The organism is Streptomyces javensis, assembly GCF_039525925.1.
GTDB classification, from domain to species: domain Bacteria; phylum Actinomycetota; class Actinomycetes; order Streptomycetales; family Streptomycetaceae; genus Streptomyces; species Streptomyces asiaticus.
This window is the reverse complement of record NZ_BAAAIF010000027.1, coordinates 64,474-84,226: the sequence shown is the minus strand read 5'-3', so window position 1 is coordinate 84,226 and position 19,753 is coordinate 64,474. Positions and strand designations below refer to the sequence as shown.

General features: G+C 71.6%; 15 protein-coding genes. 10 read left to right on the top strand and 5 right to left on the bottom strand.

Features of this window, described 5'->3' with window-relative positions; all coding sequences use genetic code 11:
• Positions 1-96 precede the first annotated feature (96 nt).
• On the top strand, positions 97-558 hold the full coding sequence (locus ABD329_RS23920; RefSeq protein WP_198278481.1) for a MaoC family dehydratase: 462 nt from the start codon (positions 97-99) through the stop codon (positions 556-558).
• Here the strand turns inward: ABD329_RS23920 and ABD329_RS23915 are convergent.
• The 3 genes from ABD329_RS23915 to ABD329_RS23905 form a co-directional block, all read right to left on the bottom strand.
• Entirely contained in the window at positions 549-1,181 is a 633-nt protein-coding gene (locus ABD329_RS23915; RefSeq protein ID WP_198278482.1) for a TetR/AcrR family transcriptional regulator, read from the bottom strand. The two genes, ABD329_RS23920 and ABD329_RS23915, sit on opposite strands and share 10 nt — an antisense overlap.
• A 73-nt stretch (positions 1,182-1,254) precedes the next feature.
• A complete protein-coding gene (pabB, locus tag ABD329_RS23910) occupies positions 1,255-3,402 on the bottom strand; it encodes an aminodeoxychorismate synthase component I (protein WP_198278483.1) in 2,148 nt (715 codons plus the stop codon).
• Between the two features lie 43 nt (positions 3,403-3,445).
• Positions 3,446-4,633, bottom strand: coding sequence for a 3-deoxy-7-phosphoheptulonate synthase (locus ABD329_RS23905; RefSeq protein WP_198278484.1), 1,188 nt, complete (start codon positions 4,631-4,633; stop codon positions 3,446-3,448).
• 753 nt (positions 4,634-5,386) lie between these two features.
• On the opposite strand from ABD329_RS23905, the gene ispH reads away from it, so the two are divergent.
• The 9 genes from ispH (at position 5,387) to ABD329_RS23860 (ending at position 17,623) form a co-directional block, all read left to right on the top strand.
• Positions 5,387-6,448: a 4-hydroxy-3-methylbut-2-enyl diphosphate reductase gene (ispH, locus tag ABD329_RS23900; RefSeq protein ID WP_198278485.1), complete on the top strand. Its 1,062-nt coding sequence runs from the start codon at positions 5,387-5,389 to the stop codon at positions 6,446-6,448.
• A complete protein-coding gene (locus tag ABD329_RS23895) occupies positions 6,445-7,518 on the top strand; it encodes a polyprenyl synthetase family protein (RefSeq protein WP_344316868.1) in 1,074 nt (357 codons plus the stop codon). Before ispH ends, ABD329_RS23895 begins: the two co-directional genes overlap by 4 nt.
• Positions 7,519-7,582: 64 nt before the next feature.
• Positions 7,583-9,481 carry a 1-deoxy-D-xylulose-5-phosphate synthase gene (gene dxs / locus ABD329_RS23890; protein ID WP_198279153.1) on the top strand — a complete coding sequence of 633 codons (1,899 nt, stop codon included), beginning with the start codon at positions 7,583-7,585 and terminating at the stop codon, positions 9,479-9,481.
• Positions 9,478-10,629 carry a flavodoxin-dependent (E)-4-hydroxy-3-methylbut-2-enyl-diphosphate synthase gene (gene ispG, locus ABD329_RS23885; protein WP_198279152.1) on the top strand — a complete coding sequence of 384 codons (1,152 nt, stop codon included), beginning with the start codon at positions 9,478-9,480 and terminating at the stop codon, positions 10,627-10,629. The genes dxs and ispG overlap by 4 nt, the downstream gene beginning before the upstream one ends.
• Positions 10,630-10,639: 10 nt before the next feature.
• Positions 10,640-11,848, top strand: coding sequence for a 4-hydroxybenzoate 3-monooxygenase (locus ABD329_RS23880; protein ID WP_309142813.1), 1,209 nt, complete (start codon positions 10,640-10,642; stop codon positions 11,846-11,848).
• Entirely contained in the window at positions 11,845-12,810 is a 966-nt protein-coding gene (locus ABD329_RS23875) for a UbiA family prenyltransferase (RefSeq protein ID WP_198279151.1), read from the top strand. Before ABD329_RS23880 ends, ABD329_RS23875 begins: the two co-directional genes overlap by 4 nt.
• A gap of 27 nt (positions 12,811-12,837) precedes the next feature.
• Positions 12,838-14,457, top strand: coding sequence for a class I adenylate-forming enzyme family protein (locus tag ABD329_RS23870; RefSeq protein ID WP_198279150.1), 1,620 nt, complete (start codon positions 12,838-12,840; stop codon positions 14,455-14,457).
• A gap of 74 nt (positions 14,458-14,531) precedes the next feature.
• The gene (locus tag ABD329_RS23865; protein WP_198279149.1) at positions 14,532-15,287 is read left to right on the top strand and encodes a transmembrane-type terpene cyclase; all 756 of its coding nucleotides are present in this window, start codon (positions 14,532-14,534) and stop codon (positions 15,285-15,287) included.
• A gap of 95 nt (positions 15,288-15,382) precedes the next feature.
• Entirely contained in the window at positions 15,383-17,623 is a 2,241-nt protein-coding gene (locus ABD329_RS23860; RefSeq protein WP_246618728.1) for an MMPL family transporter, read from the top strand.
• A gap of 381 nt (positions 17,624-18,004) precedes the next feature.
• Here ABD329_RS23860 and ABD329_RS23855 read toward each other — a convergent pair whose 3' ends face one another.
• Together ABD329_RS23855 and sigJ are read right to left on the bottom strand one after the other, a co-directional pair.
• Positions 18,005-18,787 (bottom strand): aminotransferase class IV family protein, encoded by a 783-nt coding sequence (locus ABD329_RS23855; protein WP_198279385.1) that lies wholly within the window; start codon positions 18,785-18,787, stop codon positions 18,005-18,007.
• The gene (sigJ, locus tag ABD329_RS23850; RefSeq protein WP_198279386.1) at positions 18,784-19,737 is read right to left on the bottom strand and encodes an RNA polymerase sigma factor SigJ; all 954 of its coding nucleotides are present in this window, start codon (positions 19,735-19,737) and stop codon (positions 18,784-18,786) included. The genes ABD329_RS23855 and sigJ overlap by 4 nt, the downstream gene beginning before the upstream one ends.
• Positions 19,738-19,753: the final 16 nt, after the last annotated feature.

The window sequence follows — 19,753 nt, the reverse complement described above, 5'->3', positions numbered from 1 at the left end:
ACCGATGGCCGCGCCGTCGCGGTCCGCGTTGACAGGGCCCTGGTCAGCCCACCATGCTGAGCAGTCGCTTAGTAAGTGGTTGCCCGGGAGGCACGCATGGCAGAGCCCAGGATCTTCACCTCGCCCGATGAACTGCGGTCCGCGGTCGGCGAGGAACTCGGCCCCAGCGACTGGCTGGAGGTCGACCAGAAGCGCATCGACCTGTTCGCCGAGGCGACCGGCGACCACCAGTGGATCCATGTGGACCCGGAGAAGGCGGCCGCCGGTCCGTTCGGCACCACGATCGCGCACGGCTATCTGACGCTGTCCCTGCTGCCGTCGTTCACCCCGCAGCTGCTGCGGGTCGAGGGCGTGCGCATGGGCATCAACTACGGGGTCAACAAGGTCCGCTTCCCCTCCCCCGTCCCGGTCGGCTCCCGGCTGCGCGCCACCGGCCGCGTCGTGGAGGTGGCCGAGGTCAAGGACGGTCTCCAGATGACGCTGACGGTGACCCTGGAGCGGGAGGGCGGCGACAAGCCGGTGTGCGTGGCGGAGTCCGTGGTCCGCTTCTACCGCTGACCGCCGGCGCCCACCATGCGCAGCACCAGACCCGCGTAGAGGTCGCCGACCTCGTCGGGGGTGCTGCGCCCGCCGGCGTTGAACCAGCGGGCGACGTCGATGCACAGGGACAGCACCGCGACCGAGGTGCCGCGGACGTCCGGCACGTCGAAGACGCCCGCCTTCACCCCGTCCTCGATGATCGAGCGCACCGCCCCGTCGGTGGCCTTGCGGACCGCGATGACCTCGGCGTGGTGCTCCTCCGCCAGGGCGCCGAGCTCGTACTGCACCACGCGCGCGGTCGTGTGGTGCTCGGCGTGCCAGCGGACGAAGGAGCGTACGGCGTCGGCCAGCCGCTCGGCGGGGGTGCCTTCGCTGTCCCGCGCCCGCTCCAGGATCGTCAGGGCCCGCTCATGGCCGACCTTGCTGATCTGGTAGAGCAGCTCTTCCTTGGTCTTGTAGTGGATGTAGAGCGCGGCCGGGCTCATGCCGGCCCGGCTGGCGATGTCCCGGGTGGTGGTGGCGTGGTAGCCACGCTCCGCGAAGGCGTGCACGGCGGCGCTCACCAGCCGCCGGGCGGCGTCGGGGGTGATGTCGCCCCAGGGCTCGACCTTGCCTCCGGTGTTCTTCGGCTCCGCGTCCATGGCGCACACCCTACACGGAGAGTGAGCAAGCGCTTAGGGGTGTCCGGGCCCGGTGTCCGGGCCGCGGGGACGCTCAGCGGGCCGCCGCCGTCTCGGTGCCCACCCGGCCGGGGAACTCCGCGCCCAGCAGCCGCAGCAGCGGGGTCGCCTTCACGGCCGTCTCCTCGAACTCCTCGTCCGGGTCGGACAGCGCCACGATCGCCCCGCCCACCCCGTACCGGACCCGGTCCGGGGTCACCACCAGGGTGCGGATCACAATGCTCAGATCGCACGCCCCGGACAGCGAGAAGTAGCCGATGGCGCCCGAGTAGACCCCGCGCGGCCCCGCCTCCAGATCGTCGATGATCTGCATGGTGCGGATCTTGGGCGCACCGGTCATCGACCCGCCGGGGAACGCGGCACGCACGCTCTCGACCGCGGAGCTCGACGGCCGCAGGGTGGCGCGTACGGTGCTGACCAGCTGATGGACCGTCGCATAGGTCTCGACGTCGAAGATCTTGGGCACCCGCACCGAGCCGATCTCCGCCGTGCGGCCGAGGTCGTTGCGCACCAGATCGACGATCATCAGGTTCTCGGAGCGGTCCTTCTCGCTGGTGGCGAGGTCGACCCGGAGCAGTTCGTCCTCGGCCGGGGAGCCGCCGCGCGGCCGGGTGCCCTTGATCGGCTGGGACTCCACGGTGCCGTCCCGGAAGACCCGCAGAAAGCGCTCGGGCGAGGTGCTCAGCACGGACAGCGGACCGAAGCGGAGCAGCGCGGCGAACGGGGCGGGGCTGGCCCGGCGCAGATACTGGTACGCGGCCCACGGGTCCACCGGTCCTTCGGCCTCGGCCATGTTGGTCAGGCACACCTCATAGGTCTCCCCCGCGGCGATCAGCTCCTGACAGGTGCCGATCATCTCCAGGTAGCGCTCGCGGTCATGGCGCAGCCGTATCCCGTCCGGGCCGGTGGTGAGCGGGGTGGGGCGGGGCTCCCGCCCGGCCAGCTCCGCCAGCCGGTCGGCGGTTCCGCGCAGCCAGGCCCGGGCCTGCTCCTCGCCGCCCCGCGCCTCGCCGCCCCACCCCTCGCCCTCCTCCGCCAGGGCGAGGAGATAGGTGGTCGAGGTCTCGTGGTCGAACACCACGGCGCGGTCCGCGAAGACCATCGCGGCGTCGGGCTCCGAGGAGCGGTGGGTGCGCTCACCGCCGCACTCGGCCTTGAGCTCGTAGCCGAGGTATCCGGTCCAGCCGAGGGCGAAGTCGAAGGGCAGCGCGGGAAGGTGGACCCGGGCGGCGCGCAGGTCGCGCTCGATCCAGGGCAGGAACTCCTCGTGCAGCACCTCGCGGGAGCCGCCCGCGGCGACCGTGACGGTGCCCGCCCAGGTGTCGGCGGTGGCCACCCGGGCCAGCGGCCCGGAGGCGTCCCCCATCATCGAGAACCGTCCGCGCTCGCCCCCGGTGGCGCTGCTGTCCAGCCAGAAGGCGTGTCCGTCGGCGCGGAAGAGCCGGTCGAAGACCACCTCGTCGGACCAGCGGGTGGGCAGGGTCTCCACCAGCACCCGCAGCGACCGCGGGGTGGCCCGCTCCGCGGCGGTGGGTTCCGCGCCGCCGCGGAGGGAGGAGCGGGTGCCGCGCCGCCGCGCCGCCGGTTCCACTCCCCGGCGAGTCTGCCAGGAGCGGGTGAGGTCGGCGAAGTTGGTCAGCAGCCGCCGGCCGTGCTCGGTGCAGATGGACTCGGGGTGGAACTGCACGCCCCACAGGGGCCGTTCGCGGTGGGCGATCCCCATCAGCACACCGTCCTCGGTCCAGGCGGTGGCCCGCAGCTCCCCGGGCAGGTCGGTGACGGTGAGCGAGTGGTAGCGGACGACCTCGAAGGGGCTGGGCAGGCCGGTGAAGAGGCCGGTTCCGTCGTGGGTCACCCGGGACAGCCGGCCGTGCCGGGGCTCGGCGGCCCGGACCACCCGGGCCCCGCTCAGCAGGCCCACCCCCTGGTGGCCCAGGCAGACGCCGAGCAGCGGCAGGGCGCCTTCGAGCACGATGTCGCGGCAGACGCCGAAGTCGGCCGCGCGCTCCGGGCTGCCGGGTCCGGGGGAGATGACGACGTTGTCGAAGTCCCGCAGCATCTCGGGCTTCCAGCCGGGGTCGTCGTGCCGGATCACCTCGGGCTCCCGGCCGCCCACCTCGGCCAGGTAGTGGAACAGGTTGTAGGTGAAGGAGTCGTAGTTGTCTACCAGCAGCGTGCGCATCGAAACCTCGAACCTATCGGAGCTTACGGATGACCGGCACGGTTCACCCCGCGCGGAGCAGCGAGATGAACGCGTGGACCGTTTCGGCGGCCTGCTCGGGGTTCAGCCGGGGGTCGCAGGGGGACCGGAACCGGGGGAACGCGGCGGCCCCGGCGTCCGCGGCCTCCGCGACGCACTCGGTGACCGGTTCCGGCGTCACCTCCAGATGCAGCCCGCCGGGCCACTGGCGGCGGTCCCGCAGGATCCGGTGGAACGCCGAGAGCTCGTCGCGGATCGCCCACAGGGTTCTGGTCTTGTGACCGCTTACGGAGCGGATGGTGTTGCCGTGCATGGGGTCGCTCAGCCAGACCACCGGGATCCCGGTCCCCGCGACCGCCTCGACCAGCGGCGGCAGCAGCCAGCCGATCCGGTCCGCGCCCATGCGCACGATGAACGTCAGCCGGCCGGGCCGGCGCTCGGGGTTGAGCAGCCGGGCCAGCTCCACCAGGCTCCCGGGGGTCGTGGACGGGCCGACCTTGACCCCGACCGGGTTGCGGATGGAGGCGGCCAGCCGGATATGCGGTCCCTCGGGGTCCCTGGTCCGCTCGCCGATCCAGCCGAAGTGGGCGGATGAGGCGAAGCCGCCGCCGTCGGCGGCGGCCGCCCGGATCAGGGGCAACTCATAGGGGAGCAGCAGCAGTTCATGGGAGGCGTGGATCCGCTCGGCGTCGTCGTGCGCCGTCTGTTCGTTCCGCATCGTGGACAGCACGGCGGCCGCGCGGTCGTAGGCGGTGAGCAGCCGGTCCGGGTCGGGGATCCGGGCGCGCGGATCGGCGGCGGCGCCGTTGACCGCGTCCCCCCGGTAGACGGGTAACCGGCTCCCGTCGGGGAGCGTGTCGTACGGCGCCGATCTGGGCTTGGCGTACTGGCCCGCGATCCGGCCCATCGTCACCACCGGAAGGCCGAGACCGGTGCGGATCGCGGTGGACAGCTCGCGCAGCTGCGCCAGTTTGCGCCGCACCGCCCGCGGCGCGGCGTCGGCGAACAGCTCGGCGCAGTCACCGCCCTGGAGGACGGCGGCCTCGCCGCGCTGCACCGCGGCCATCCGCCGGGTGAGCCGCTCGGTCTCCTCCGGGGGGATCAGCGCGGGGCGGCGACTCAGGGCGCGCCGGATCGCCTCGAGCCGGTCCGGGTCGGGCCACGGCGGCTGCTGAGCGGTCACCTTGTCCGCGGTCGGGCCGGGAGCGGTCATGGGGGAAGCCTCCACTGGTCGGGCCGGACACATCCTGCTGAGGTGCCGAGGCGGCGCGGGACACCCGTTGAGGACCCCCGAACCGGCGGGCCGGACGGTTCGACGGAACCGAGGAGACGGACGCATCCGCTCCCGATCGCAAAACCGCGACCAGCGGATATAGAAATGATGGATATACGTCCGTCACTCCTTCGAGTGAATTTCTCCATCACTCGGAAGGGATTACCAGCGGTTACTACCGGAATTTCCGGCTCAGCGCCCCCGTTGCGCAGCCGACGACACGGTCGATTCAACGCGGCAGGGAGCTTAGCAATAGGGTGTAACCGTAAGCGACAGTTCCGCCGATATTTCGGAACGTGACGAAGGTCACATGCGTAAGGCTTGCACTCAGACCCGCCTTCTATAGTGTTTTCGACCTGCGCTTATCCGATGGGGGCACAGCAACGGATGGCGTAGAACTCACATGAGACTTACGGGGGTAAGTGAATGTCTCTTCCATCGCATCGTCTCCGAGCGCCGGCTTTCGGAGACCGCCCTTAACGCCCTGCCTCCCGGCAATGGCTCTCTTGGCATTTTCCCAGGTCAGGCACGCTTTCATGGTTATGTGAGCAATTGCTGACCGCTGGGCCGCCAAACCTTCGACAGCCATCCGCAAACGCCAGGACAAAGCCATGCCCGCCTTCCGGCGCCATGGCCGCACAGCGACGCGCCCATTCTCATCCGAGCCGCTAGACGGCGTTGGAGCAATACGTCATGCGCTTAAGCACAAAGACCTCCCAGCCCGATACGAGAGCGCCCCGCAAACGCGTCATCCTCGCCGAACCCCGCGGTTTCTGCGCGGGCGTCCGCCGCGCCATCGCGATGGTCGAGCGGGCGCTGGAGGTATACGGCCCGCCTATTTATGTTCGAAAACAGATCGTCCACAACCACTACGTCGTCGGCCTCCTGGAGCGCAAGGGCGCACGCTTTGTGGAATCGGAATACGACGTTCCCGAAGGGGCCGTGTGCCTCTTTTCCGCACACGGTGTGTCGCCCGCCGTCCGCACCGCGGCGTCCAGAAGAGATGTGCAGGTCATCGACGCCACCTGCCCTCTGGTGGCCAAGGTGCACCAGCAGGCGCGCCGGGTGGTCAGGGACGGCCGGGTACTGCTGCTCGTGGGACATGCGGAACACGAGGAAACGGAAGGGACTCGCGGGGAGGCCCCGCGGGAAACCCTGGTCGTGGAAACCGTCGAGGACGTCGAACGGCTGGACCTGCCCCGGGACACCCCGGTGGCCTATCTGACCCAGACCACCCTGTCGGTGGACGAGACCGCCGACATCGTCCGCGCCCTCACCGAGCGGTTCGACGACATCGCCGGCCCCGGGACCGACACCATCTGCTACGCCAGCCAGAACCGGCAGAACGGCGTCAAGTCCCTCGCCCGGCAGGCCGATCTGGTGCTGGTGGTCGGCTCGGAGAACTCCAGCAACTCCCAGCGGATGGTCGATGTCGCCCGCGACGCCGGAACCCCGGCCCAGCTGGTCCCGGACGTCTCCCGGCTGGACAGCCGCTGGCTGGACGGTGTGACCACCGTCGGCGTCAGCTCCGGCGCCAGCGTCCCGGACGCCCTCGTCCACCAGCTCCTCGACCTGCTGGCCGAGTTCGGCCATGACCAGGTCGACATCGAATCCACGGCCGTCGAGGACGTGGTCTTCTCCATGCCCCTGCAACTCACCGACGGCATCCGGTCCGACGACCGGGAACGGCTCGACGACGCCTGGTCGAAGGTCCCATCGGACGCACCGGCCGGAACCTCCAGGAGGACGACGTGACGGTCCACACGATGGCGACCCCCCGCCCCGCCCCGGCCCCGGCGACCACCGCCCGCCGGACGCTGATGAGCCTGCTGCCCCGGGTCGAGGAGCGGCTGCACACCTTCCTGTCCGCGGAGTACGACCGCTGGCACGGTCTCGACCCCCGCTCCAGCGTCCCCATCGACGCGATCGCCGACCTGGTCGGCGCGGGCGGCAAGCGGATGCGCCCGGCGTTCTGCCTGAGCGGCTATCTGGCCGCGGGCGGCGACCCCGAGGACGGCCGGGTGATACCCGTCGCCGCCGCGCTGGAGCTGCTCCACGCCTGTGCGCTGATCCACGACGATGTGATGGACGAGTCCGCGGTGCGCCGCGGCCTGCCGACCGTGCACACCAGCCAGGCCGCGCTGCACCGCGAGCGCGCGTGGCAGGGCACGGCGGAGCGCTTCGGGGAGAACGTGGCGATCCTCGCGGGCGATCTGGCCCTGGTCTACTCCGACGAGATCATGGCCGAGGTGGAGCCCGCGGTGGCCGCCGAGTGGCATCTGCTGCGCTCGGAGCTGATCATCGGCCAGTACATGGACGTCGCGGCGTCCGTGGAGTTCGAGCCGGACCCGGAGACCTCGCGGTGGATCGCCATCGCCAAGTCCGGCCGCTACACCATCCACCGCCCGCTGGTCCTGGGCGCCGCCGTGGCCGGCCGCGCCGACGCGGCGCCGGCCTTCGAGGAGTACGGGGCCGCGCTCGGCGAGGCGTTCCAGCTGCGGGACGACCTGCTGGACGCCTTCGGGGACTCCGAGGTGACCGGCAAGCCGAGCGGTCTGGACTTCGAGCAGCACAAGATGACGCTGCTGATGGCCCTGGCCATCCAGCGCGACGCGCACATCCGGGAGCTGGTGCCCGCTCAGCTGCGGGGCGCCGACCACCTGCGGCGGCTGCTGATCGAGACGGGTGTGCGCGACGACGTCGAGAAGCACATCGACGGACTCGTCGAGCGGGCCTGCCGCGCCATCGCCGAGGCCCCGCTGGAGCCGGAGTGGCGGGAGGAACTGGCCGCCATGGCCCACGAGGTCGCCTACCGGAGCGCCTGAGGCCACCGATGGGCACCGACAGCGACCGCACCCGGCTCCACCGACCCGGAGGGAGCGAACCCGGATGACACTGCTGGAGACCATCCACGGTCCCGCCGACATCAAGCACCTGGACGCCGGCCGGCTCACCGCTCTCGCGGCTGAGATCAGGCACTTCCTCATCGACAAGGTGCTGCGGACCGGCGGGCACCTGGGGCCCAACCTGGGCACCGTCGAACTCACCATCGCCCTGCACCGCGTCTTCGACTCCCCCCGGGACCGCATCCTGTGGGACACCGGACACCAGGCGTATGTGCACAAGATCCTGACCGGCCGCCGGGAGGGCTTCGACCGGCTACGGCAGAAGGGCGGCCTGTCCGGCTACCCCAGCCGGGCCGAGTCCGAGCACGACACCATCGAGAACAGCCACGCCTCCACCGTGCTGTCCTACGCCGACGGCCTCGCCAAGGGGTTCCGGCTGCGGGGCGAGACCGACCGCGCGGTGGTGGCCGTCATCGGGGACGGGGCGCTGACCGGCGGCATGGCCTGGGAGGCGCTGAACAACATCTCGGGCGCCCCGGACCGTCCCGTCGTCATCGTGGTGAACGACAACGGCCGTTCCTACGCGCCGACCACGGGCGGCCTCGCCACCCATCTGGCGGGCCTGCGCACCTCCCCCGACTACGAGCGGTTCCTGGAGTGGTCCAAGCAGCGGCTGCGGCAGACCCCGAAGCTCTACGAGGCGCTGCACGCGGTCAAGACGGGGCTGAAGGACATGCTGGCCCCGCAGGGGCTCTTCGCCGACCTGGGCCTGAAGTACCTCGGGCCGGTCGACGGACATGACATCGCGGCGGTGGAGGCCGCCCTGCGGCAGGCCGCCGGATTCGGCGGGCCGGTCGTGGTGCACTGCCTGACCCGTAAGGGCCACGGCTACCGGCGCGCGGAGGCCGACGAGCGCGACCACCACCACGCGGTGGGCGTCAGCGATCCGGCCACCGGCGAACCGCTGGGCTCCCCGGGCCCGTCCTGGACCTCGGTCTTCGGCGCGGAGCTGGTCGAGATCGGCCGTGAGCGCCCCGAGGTGGTGGCGGTGACGGCGGCGATGCTCCGGCCCACCGGGCTCGCGGCGTACGCGGAGGAGTTCCCGGACCGGGTCTTCGACGTCGGCATCGCCGAGCAGCACGCGATCACCTCGGCCGCGGGGCTCGCCATGGCGGGGATGGTCCCGGTGGTGGCCGTGTACTCCACCTTCCTGGGCCGCGGCTTCGACCAGCTGCTGATGGATGTGGCGATGCACTCCTGCCCGGTGGTGTTCGTCCTGGATCGGGCCGGGGTCACCGGTGACGACGGGGCCTCGCACAACGGCATGTGGGATCTGTCGGTGCTCGGGATCGTGCCGGGTCTGCGGATCGCGGCGCCCCGCGACGGGGCCGGTCTGCGCGCCGCGCTGCGCGAGGCGGTGGCGATCACCGGAGGACCCAGCGCCATCCGGTTCCCCAAGGGCCCGGTGGGGCCGGACATCCCCGCCGTCGACCAGCACGACGGCATCGATGTGCTGCACCGCTCCCCCGGCGACGACGTCCTGCTGGTGTCCGTGGGCGCCATGGCCGCCACGGCGTGCGAGGCGGCGCGCCGGCTCACCGAGGACGGCCTGGGCGTCACCGTGGTGGACCCGGCCTGGCTCAAACCGGTCGACCCGTCCCTGATCAAGCTGGCGGAGCAGTACCGGCTCGTGGTGACCGTCGAGGACAACCTGCGCGTGGGCGGCTACGGCTCGCTGCTCGCCCAGGAGTTGCGCGACGCCGGTGTCCTGGCCCCGGTGTCCGGTTTCGGGATTCCACAGCGCTTCCTGGACCACGGCAAACGCGCCGACATCCTCGCCGAATGCGGCCTGAGCCCCGAAGACCTGGCCCGCTCGATCCGGATGCGGATCGCGGCCGACCGTGCGCCGGGCGTCCGGCGCCTTGAGGAGGATTCCCGATGACCGTCGATCTCGGCCTGCCCGCCGCGCCGCCACCGGTGCTCGGCAAGCGCCGTGTCACCCGTCAGCTCCGTGTCGGCGCGGTGGGGGTCGGCAGCGACTTCCCCGTCTCGGTGCAGTCCATGACGACCACCGTCACCGCCGATGTCAACGCCACCCTCCAGCAGATCGCCGAGCTGACCGCGACCGGCTGTGACATCGTCCGGGTGGCCTGCCCCAGCCAGGACGACGCCGACGCGCTGCCGCAGATCGCCCGCAAGTCCAAGATCCCGGTGATCGCCGACATCCACTTCCAGCCCAAGTACGTGTTCGCCGCCATCGAGGCGGGGTGCGCGGCGGTGCGGGTGAACCCGGGGAACATCAAGAAGTTCGACGACAAGGTCAAGGAGATCGCCCGGGCCGCGAAGGACCACGGCACCCCGATCCGCATCGGGGTGAACGCCGGCTCGCTGGACGCGCGGCTGATGGCCAAGCACGGCAAGGCCACCCCCGAGGCGCTGGTGGAGTCGGCGCTGTGGGAGGCGGAGCTCTTCGCCGAGCACGACTTCCACGATCTGAAGATCTCGGTGAAGCACAACGACCCGGTGGTCATGGTGCGCGCCTATGAGCTGCTCGCCGAGTCCTGCGACTATCCGCTGCACCTGGGGGTGACCGAGGCGGGGCCCGCCTTCCAGGGCACCGTCAAGTCCTCGGTGGCCTTCGGCGCGCTGCTGCGGCAGGGCATCGGCGACACCATCCGGGTGTCGCTGTCGGCGCCTCCGACGGAGGAGGTGAAGGTCGGCACCCAGATCCTCCAGTCGCTCAATCTGCGCCCGCGCAAGCTGGAGATCGTCTCCTGCCCCTCCTGCGGCCGGGCCCAGGTGGATGTGTACAAGCTGGCCGACCAGGTCACCGCCGGTCTCGAGGGCATGGAAGTGCCGCTGCGGGTCGCGGTGATGGGATGTGTGGTCAACGGCCCGGGTGAGGCGCGGGAGGCCGATCTCGGTGTCGCGTCCGGCAATGGCAAGGGCCAGATCTTCGTCAAGGGGAAGGTCATCAAGACCGTCCCCGAGAGCAAGATCGTGGAGACCCTGATCGAGGAGGCCATGCGCCTGGCCGAGGAGGCCGGTCCGCAGGACGCCCCCGAGTCCCCCACCGTCAGCGTGGGATGAGGGGGCATCCGTGAAGCGCCTGACAACGCGGGTCGCGATCGTCGGGGCGGGCCCCGGCGGTCTGCTGCTCTCCCATCTGCTCCAGCTCTGCGGGGTGGACTCGATCGTGCTGGAGCGGCGGAGCCGCGCCCATGTGGAGAAGCGGGTGCGGGCCGGGCTGCTGGAGAGCGGCACCGTGGACTTCCTGCGCGAGGCCGGTCTGGCGGACCGGCTGGACCGTGAGGGGCTGGTCCACGAGGGCTTCGTCTTCCGGTTCGGCTCGCGCGCCCACCGGATGCCCTTCACCGAGCTGACCGGCCGGACCGTCCATATGTACGGCCAGCAGGAGCTGGTGAAGGACCTGATCCGGACCCGGACCGAGGCCGGGGCACGGCTGTGGTTCGACGTCCCCGACGTCGAGCTGCGCGGCCTGGAGACGGACACACCGGCCGTGCGCTGCACGGTGGCGGGCGAACCGGTGGAGATCTCCTGTGACTTCGTCGCGGGCTGCGACGGATTCCACGGGGTCTCCCGCCGGTCCGTGCCGCCCGGCGCGCTGACCACCTACGAGCGCGCCTATCCGTACGCCTGGCTCGGGGTGCTGGCCCAGGCCCCGCCCGCCGCCGAGGAGCTGATCTACGCGGTGCACGGCCGCGGCTTCGCGCTGCACAGCATGCGCTCGCCCGCGGTGAGCCGGCTCTATCTCCAGGTGGCGGCCGGTGAGTCGGTGGAGAACTGGCCCGATGAGCGGATCTGGAAGGAGCTGCACACCCGGCTGGACATCGACGGCGCCCCGGAGCTGGCCGAGGGGCCGGTCCTGGAGAAGAGCTGTGTGGCGCTGCGTGGCTTCGTCACCGAGCCGATGAGCCACGGACGGCTGTTCCTGGCCGGAGACGCCGCGCATATCGTGCCGCCGACCGCGGCCAAGGGGCTCAACCTCGCCGTGGCGGACATCAAGGTGCTCGCCGCGGCCTTCCGGGAGTTCTACGAAACCGGCGACCGCGGCCCGCTGGACGGCTATTCGGCCGCCTGTCTGCCCGGGGTCTGGCAGGCGCAGGAGTTCTCCGACTGGATGTCGCGGCTGCTGCACCGCCCGGCGGAGGGCCGGGTGTTCGACGAACGCCTCCAGCACGCCCGGCTCGAGGCCGTGGTGCACTCCCCCGCCGCCGCGCGGAACTTCGCCGAGAACTATGTGGGCCTGGCGCGGGAGCGGACCCCGGCCCGGGGAGGTCGGCCGTGACGTCGCTGACGAGCGAGAGCCGGACGACGGCGCGCACCCGCGGCGGGGACGTGGCGCGCGGTCTGTTCCGGCTGTCGAAGATCTTCGTGTACCAGAACTACTTCGGCTGGGGCATGGCGTGGCTCACCCTGAGCCCGCAGGCGCGCGACCGCCCGGGGACCACCGCCGCGATGCTGCTGTTCCTGCTCGGTTCCATGGGCATCGTCACCTGCACCTGCGCCACCGACGACCTGGTGGGCTTCCGCAACGGCAGCGACGCCCGCAACTACAAGGCGGGCGACACCAAGCGCGACATCCGCGGCAAACCGCTGCTCAGCGGGGCGGTCACCGAGCGCGAGGCGGTGCGGTTCATCGTCTGCGCGGCCTCGGTCGCGGTGCTCGCGGGGATCGGCGCGTTCTGGGCGCTGGACTGGCGGGCCCCGGCCGTGGCGTACCTGCTCTACGGGGTCGGGTTCTTCTTCAGCGTGCAGTACTCGGCCGGGCTGCGGCTCAGCTACCACCGGGGCGGTGCGGAGACGCTGCTGTGCATGGCCACCACGGCCGGGCTGCTGGCCCCGTATCTGGCGGTGGAGCGGCACTGGTCCTCCCCCGCGGTGCTGGTGGGCCTGTTGCTGGGGCTCTGGCTGGTGATGGTGAGCAGCTACTCCAACGTCAACGACGCCGACGGGGACCGCTCGGTGGGCCGCCGCACGCTGGCCGCGTCGACCGGGCCGCGGGTCTACAAGACCGCCATGGCCGTCTTCTTCCTGGCCTCGGCCACGCTGATCTGCGTCCTGGGCCTGACCACCCGGTGGCCGTGGTGGACCCTGCTGACCCTGCTGCCCGCCACCGCCCTCCACGCGGCCCAGCTGCGCGAGGGCCCGCTGCGTGGGCGCTGGCTGAGCGCCCGCAAGCTCGGGCTCTACGCCTACGACCTGGGCTTCCTGGGCCTGCTGGCACCCGCGCTGTATGTCCTGTCCTAGCCGCACCCCGATACGAGGAGATGAACCATGGCGGCGCGTTCCCAACGGCCAGTCAACGTAGGCCGGTTGTTCCACTGGGCCGCCGAACAGGGCAGGCCGACGGTCATGCATCTGGACCGGCCCTTCGACATCGCCCCGGACTCCGGCACCCGCTTCGACGTGCCCGCCCTGGCGGCGACCGTGGAGGACGCCGCGGGCTGGCTGCACGGGGCCGGGCTGCGCCACGGCGACCGGCTGGCCATCGTCAAGGAGAACCACTACGACTTCATCCTGCTCGCCGCGGCCGCCGCCCGGCTCGGGGCGCTGCCGGTGATGGTCGCGCCCATCCGGTCGGAGGCGCATATCCGCACCCTGCTCACCAGGATCTCCCCGAAGGTGCTGGTGATGGGCACCACGGTGCTGGCGCGGATGACCGCCGCCGGGATCGCGCTCGACGACCCGGGGATGACCCTGGTGGCCGTCGGCGAGGACCGCCCGGAGCTGCCCGGGAATACGCTGCGCATCGACGATGTGCGCGGCGGCGCCCGGCCGCCGGTGCGGTTCCGCGGCCGCCATGAGCCCATGCTGGTCACCCACACCTCGGGCACCACGGGCGTGCCGAAGCTGGTGGTGCACTCGTCCGCCACCACGCTCGCGGCGGTGCCGTTCCGCATCGAGTCCTACCGGCTGCCGCTGATGACCTCCCGGCCACAGGACGTGGTGGCTAGCGGGATCTCCTTCGCCCACAACCGCAATCTGTCCTGGACAGGCGGGACGCTGTTCCGCGGGCCGCGGAAGATGGTGATCCTCTCAGAGCCGGGTCTGGGGAACGTGGCGCGCACGCTGGCCGCGCACCCGCCCACCTCGCTGGAGGCCTGTCCGAACGTCTTCCAGTACTGGGAGGAGCTGGCCGACACCCGGCCCGAACTCTTCGCGAACGTACGGCGGTTCATCAGCACCTTCGACGCCGTGCACCCCAGGACGGTCCGCAAGTTCCTCGGCGCCTCCCGGGTGCGGCTGCCGCTGTGGGCCTGGGGCGTGGGGCAGTCGGAGATCGCGGGCATCGCCGCCGGGGTGGCCACCCGCTCCATGGTCCGCCCGGGCAAGCCCCGGGCGCACGACGCCACCAACGTCGGGTTCCCGCCCCTGGTCCGGGTCAAGGTGGTGGACCCGGAGACCGGCCGCAAACGGCCCCGGGGCAAGCCGGGGCTGCTGATGGTCAGGACCAAGTCGCGCTGTCTGACCTATCTGGGCGAGGACGACCGGCACCGCGCCAAGGACCGGGGCCGCTGGTGGAACACCGGCGACCTGGGCGAGTACGCGGGCTACGGCCGCATCCGGCTGATCGACCGCGAGGTCGACATGATCCCCGGGATGAGCAGCATCGAGCTGGAGTCCACCCTGCTCGACCGGCTGAACCGGGCCTCCGAGGTGATCGTGCTCGGGGTCCCCGGGCAGCCGCCGATCCCGGTGCTGTGCATGCGCGACGACGCCCTGGACCCCCAGGAGTGGGACCGCGCCTGCCGTGGCCTGCCCGAGATGGACAAGCCCCGGCTCGTCCCCTGGGACGAGATGCCGCGCACCGCCACCTGGAAGGTGCGCCGGGGGGAGCTGCGCGAACAACTGCTGGGCTCCAGCGACACCTACGGCACCGGCCAGTGGACCTGACCCGCGCCGCGCATCGCACCACGACGCACCGCGTCGAGACGACCGCATCCACCATGAACGAGGGGTAATTAGCCGTGTGGTTCCCGCCCGCTCTCATCGACCTCCCGAACGTCGCCCCGGTGACGCTGCCGGAGGCGGACCGGCCGAGTTGGCTGTTCTGGATCCTGATGGGCCCGTGCGCATCGGGCTGGCTGGTGGCGTACGGACTCGCCATCTACCGCGCCAAACTGGACAAGCGGGTGGGGATTCCCGTCTTCGTGGTCGAGGTCAACCTCGCCTGGGAGTTCACCCTCTCCCTGATCCTGGACCAGGCCGATGTGCAACGCCCGATCAACCTCAGCTGGTTCCTGGTCGACTGCTTCATCCTCCGGCAGACGCTGGCCTACGGCTGGAAGGACTACCCCGGTATGAGCCGGCGGGTCTTCCGGTGGATGGTCTTCGGCGTCATCGCCTGGTCCGCGGTCTTCCACATCATGACCACCTATGAGCTCAAGGACGCCACCGGCATCTACACCGGCACCGGGCTGAACGTGTTCCTGAGCCTGTCCTTCATCTTCATGCTCAACCGCCGTGGCTCCTCGCTCGGGCAGTCGATGTACGTGGCGCTCGCCAAGGGCATCGGATCGTTCTTCGCGGGCTGGACGGTGCTGGTCATGTACCCGGGCCACCACCTGTTCATCTTCCTCTTCCTGTCCGTCTGGACCATCGACGCGACCTACTGCGTGCTGCTGTACCGCAAGGTGCGCGAGGAGGGCCGCTCGCCGTGGGCCTGGAACCGGGGCCCGGCCGAGGTCCCCGACGACCCCGGCGTTCTGACGGCCGTTCGGTGAGCGGCGCGGCCCGGGATGTCACATCCGGGTGGGGCTCGGCGTCTGGGATGCCGAGACGGAATCCAGACGCCGTGGGCTCGGGGAAGGAAGAGGGAATGCTGGACAGACTGGCCGGTTTCGTCGTACGGAAGCGCCTGGCCGTGTTGGTCGTCGGCCTGCTGCTCGCCGTGGTCGGCGGGGTGGCGAGTACGACGTTGTTCGACAAGCTGACGGCGGGCGGTTTCGACGATCCGAAGTCGGAGTCATCGCGGGCGATCACCGCGCTGGACAAGAAGTTCGGGCAGGGGCTGCCCAATCTCACCTTGCTGGTGACGTCGAAGGGGCGGGTGGACGACCCGTCCGTGACGGCGGCGGGCACCGAGCTCACCCGGAAACTGGGCAAGGAACCCGGAGTGGGACACGTCAGCTCCTACTGGACCACCGGCAAGGCCCCGCAGCTGCGCGGCAAGAGCGGTCACAAGGCCCTGATCATGGGCACGGTCACCGGGGACGACACCACGTCGCAGAAGCGCGTCGCCGAGCTGGCGGACCGCTATGAGGGCTCGCGGGGCGGTCTTGAGGTGAGGTTCGGCGGCTATACGAAGTTCCAGCGGGAGCTGCTGGAGCAGGGCCAGAAGGACGCCACCACCGGTGAGACGGTCGCCATCCCGATCACTCTGGTCGCGCTGGTGTTCATCTTCGGCAGCGCGGTGGCCGCGGCGCTGCCGCTGGCCGTCGCCCTGGTGGCGATGATGCTGACGATGGGGCTGACGTGGATCCTGGCGAGCGTCACGACGGTCGGCTCGCTCGCGGCGAGCGTGGTGACCCTGCTGGGTCTGGGTCTGGCCATCGACTACAGCCTGCTGATGGTCAGCCGCTACCGCGAGGAGCTGCGGTCCGGGCTCGCCCCGCCGGAGGCCATCCGGGCGACGCTGACCTCCGCCGGGCGCACCGTGACCTTCTCGGCGCTGACCGTGGCCGTATCGTCCCTGGCCATGGCCTGGTTCCCGCTCCAGGCGGTGCGGTCCATGGGCTATGCGGGGGCGCTCACGGCGCTGTTGTCCGGCGCGTCCTCGCTCATCGTGCTGCCGGCCCTGCTCGCCCTGCTCGGTGACCGGATCGAGAAGGGCCGGGTGTTCCGCGGGCGGCGTAGGGGCGGCGGCCCGGAAGCGGCAGCCCGGAGCGTGGAGAACGGCTTCTGGCACCGGCTGGCCACCACCGTGATGCGGCGCCCGGTGCCGATCGTGACCATCGTGACCGGATTCCTGCTGCTGCTCGGCGCGCCGTTCCTGGGCATCAACCTCGGCATGCCGGACGAGCGGGTGATGCCCGCGTCCTCGTCGGCACGTCAGGTGGCCGACACCGTGCGCGCCGAGTTCGACAGCAGTGAGCAGAACGCGCTCCAGGTCGTGGCGCCCGAGGGCGGCTCCGATCGGGCGGCTGTCGGCGCGTACGCCAAGCGGCTGTCGGAGCTGCCGCATGTGGCCGCGGTGCGCACCGTGACCGGCGCCTACGCCGAGGGCCGCCAGGCCGCCCCGCCCGACCAGCGCTACGCGCGCTTCGCCTCGGGCGACGCCGTCTACTTCTCCGTGGTTCCGGAGACGGCCAGCGCGGACGACGCGGACCGGCTGGTCGGCGAGATCCGCTCGCGGAAGGCGCCGTTCGAGGCGCTGGTGGGCGGGGCCGCGGCCACCAACCACGACGCCGCGGCGGCGCTGGAGAAGTGGCTTCCGTACGCCCTGGGCACGGTGCTGCTGACCATGCTGGTGCTGCTGTTCCTGGTGACCGGAAGCGTGATGCTGCCGTTCCTCGCGCTGGTGCTCAGCGCGCTGAGCCTGACGGCCACCTTCGGCGCGCTGGTGTGGGTCTTCCAGGACGGCCATCTCGCGGGGCTGTTCGGCGACTTCACCCCGACCGGCAACATCGCCGCCACGATCCCGGTGATGCTCTTCGGCCTCGCCTTCGGGCTCGCGATGGACTACCAGGTCTTCCTGCTGTCCCGGATGCGCGAGGAGTACGAGCTGACCGGCTCGCCGACGGCCGCCGTCGCCCAGGGGCTGGAGCGCACCGGCCGCATCGTGACGGCGGCGGCGGTGGCGATCTCGGTGGTCTTCCTGGCGTTCACCGTCTCCGGCATCTCGCTGGTGAAGGCGTACGGGGTCGGGCTGCCGCTGGCCGTGCTGATGGACGCGACGCTCATCCGCGGGGCCGTGCTGCCCGCCGCGATGCGGTTGGGCGGGCGCGCGACCTGGTGGGCCCCGGCGCCGCTGCGGCGCCTGCACAGCCGGTACGGCCTCCGCGAGGAGCCCGCGGCGCCGACGCCCCGACGCGACGGCGACCGGGCCCTCACCGGCTGACCGGCCCACCACGTACGCCGACTGCCGACCGGCCCACCCCATACGGCGGCTGCCGACCGGCCCACCCCATACGGCGGCTGCCGGCCGGCCCACCGCGTACGGCGGCTCACGGGTCCGCCGCCCGACCCATCCGGGCGGCGGACCCGCCGCACGCGGGCGGCCTGCGGCGGGCTGTTCCCCTCCCCGCCCCTTCCCGATACCAGGGGCTCCGCCCCCGGACCCCCTGCCACGCGGCGGAGCCGCATATCGATGCCCCGGGAAGGTACGAGGCCCCGGCCCGGGGGCTGGGGCGGAGCCCCCGCACGGGGGCTGGGGCGGAGGCCCGGTTTTGGGGAGGGGCGGGGAGGGGGTTGGCGCGCCGCAGGCGTTACGGGCCGCGTCCTACAACGGTTCCGCTTCCGTCGCGGCGTACTCCTTGCGCAAGGTGTCCAGGACGGGATGCTCCGGGTCGAGCTCCACCCCGTCGATCGACCGGATCGGCCGTACGCCCACCCCCGCGTTGAGGGCGAACGCCGCGCGCAGTTCGCCGAGCCGCTCGCGGTCGATCGGCTCGGTGTGCTGCGGGCCGCCGTAGCCGCGGCGAACGAGCTCTTGCGTGACGCCGGGCAGACACCCGGCGTCCGGCCACAGCACGCGCTCGCCGTCGAAGAACCCCACGTTCCAGGTCGCGCCCTCGGACACCGCGCCCCGCTCGTCCGTCAGCAGCACATCGTCGTAGCCGTCGAGCTGGGCCAGGCGGCGCAGCCGCAACAGGCCGAACAGCCCGACGTGTTTGACCTCCGGCAGGTCGCGGTGGTGCGCCGCGGTGCGCACGCTCAGCGGCGGCAGCGAGGGCGCGGCGGCGGGCCGGGTGGTGACCAGGATCCGCGGCGCGGCCTCGGCCCCGGGCCGCTCAAGACCGAGGTCGGGGTCGTACACGGTCACCCGGACCGTGAGCGGCCCCGTGGTGTCCGCGACCGCGCGCCGGGCCAGTTCGCGGATCCGGTCCCGGTCCGGGTCGGTGCCGAACAGCACACCGCAGTCCCGTACCAGCCGGTCCAGATGGAGGGACAGCCCGCGCACCCGGCCGTCCTCCACCCGCATGGTGGTGAAGTGGCCGTAGTTGGTCATGGCCAGCGCCGTCAGCTCGCGGATGCCCGCCGGTTCCCCGTTCAGCTCTGTCATGGGGCCAGTCTGGCAGCCGGAGGGTGGACGGACTCGGCGAGTCGCGCGAGCTTGTCGGGGTTGATCAGGCCGTAGATGCCGCGCACCCGCTCGCCGTCCGGCGCGGGGTCGAACACCGCGGCCGCGTACAGCGTCCCGCCGAGGAACAGGACCACCCCCGGGCCCCCGTTGATCTGCACCGGGCGCGCGTCGAAGGTGGGCAACCGCGCGCTGACGGCGGCGACCAGGCGGGCCACCTTGTCCCGGCCCTCGATCACCCGGAGCGCCGCGCGGCGCTTGCCCCCGCCGTCGCTCCACATGGCCACCTCCGGGGCCAGGACGTCCATCAGGGCGTCGAGGTCACCGCCGATGGCCGCGTCGAGGAACCGCTCGGTGACGATGCGCTGGGTGGAGCGGTCGAGGTCGTAGCGCGGTCGGCGGGCCTCGACGCGCTCCTTGGCGCGGTGGGCGAGCTGGCGGACGGCGGCCGGGCTGCGGCCCAGGATCGCGGCGATCTCCGCGTGGTCGTAGGCGAACGCCTCGCGCAGCACGAACACCGCCCGCTGCAAGGGGGTCAGGGTTTCCAGGACCACCAGCATCGCCAGGGACACCGATTCGGTGCGGATCGCGGTGTCGGGGGTGTCCGGTTCGGTCAGCACGGGCTCGGGCAGCCAGGGGCCGATATAGCTCTCCCGGCTGCGGCGGGCGCGGCGCATCTGGCTGAGCGCGTGGTTGACGGCGATCCGCACCAGATAGGCCCGGGGGTTGGCGATCTCCTTGTCCCGCACCGACGCCCAGGACAGCCAGGTCTCCTGCACCACGTCCTCGGTGTCGGCCACCGTGCCGAGCATGTTGTAGACGATGGAGAAGAGCAGCTCGCGATGGTGGAGGAAGTCCTCGCTCCCCGCATCCGGCACCGGCCTGTCCTGCGGTCCCGCGCGGTCCTTCCACGGCGATACGGGGGTGTCCATTCCACCGATGGTAGGC

Coding starts and splice junctions, on each gene's coding strand:
- ABD329_RS23920 (WP_198278481.1), top strand. CDS start 97: ATGGCAGAGCCCAGGATCTTCACCTCGCCCGATGAACTGCGGTCCGCG.
- ABD329_RS23915 (WP_198278482.1), bottom strand. CDS start 1,181: ATGGACGCGGAGCCGAAGAACACCGGAGGCAAGGTCGAGCCCTGGGGC.
- pabB (WP_198278483.1), bottom strand. CDS start 3,402: ATGCGCACGCTGCTGGTAGACAACTACGACTCCTTCACCTACAACCTG.
- ABD329_RS23905 (WP_198278484.1), bottom strand. CDS start 4,633: ATGACCGCTCCCGGCCCGACCGCGGACAAGGTGACCGCTCAGCAGCCG.
- ispH (WP_198278485.1), top strand. CDS start 5,387: ATGCGCTTAAGCACAAAGACCTCCCAGCCCGATACGAGAGCGCCCCGC.
- dxs (WP_198279153.1), top strand. CDS start 7,583: ATGACACTGCTGGAGACCATCCACGGTCCCGCCGACATCAAGCACCTG.
- ispG (WP_198279152.1), top strand. CDS start 9,478: ATGACCGTCGATCTCGGCCTGCCCGCCGCGCCGCCACCGGTGCTCGGC.
- ABD329_RS23870 (WP_198279150.1), top strand. CDS start 12,838: ATGGCGGCGCGTTCCCAACGGCCAGTCAACGTAGGCCGGTTGTTCCAC.
- ABD329_RS23860 (WP_246618728.1), top strand. CDS start 15,383: ATGCTGGACAGACTGGCCGGTTTCGTCGTACGGAAGCGCCTGGCCGTG.
- ABD329_RS23855 (WP_198279385.1), bottom strand. CDS start 18,787: ATGACAGAGCTGAACGGGGAACCGGCGGGCATCCGCGAGCTGACGGCG.
- sigJ (WP_198279386.1), bottom strand. CDS start 19,737: ATGGACACCCCCGTATCGCCGTGGAAGGACCGCGCGGGACCGCAGGAC.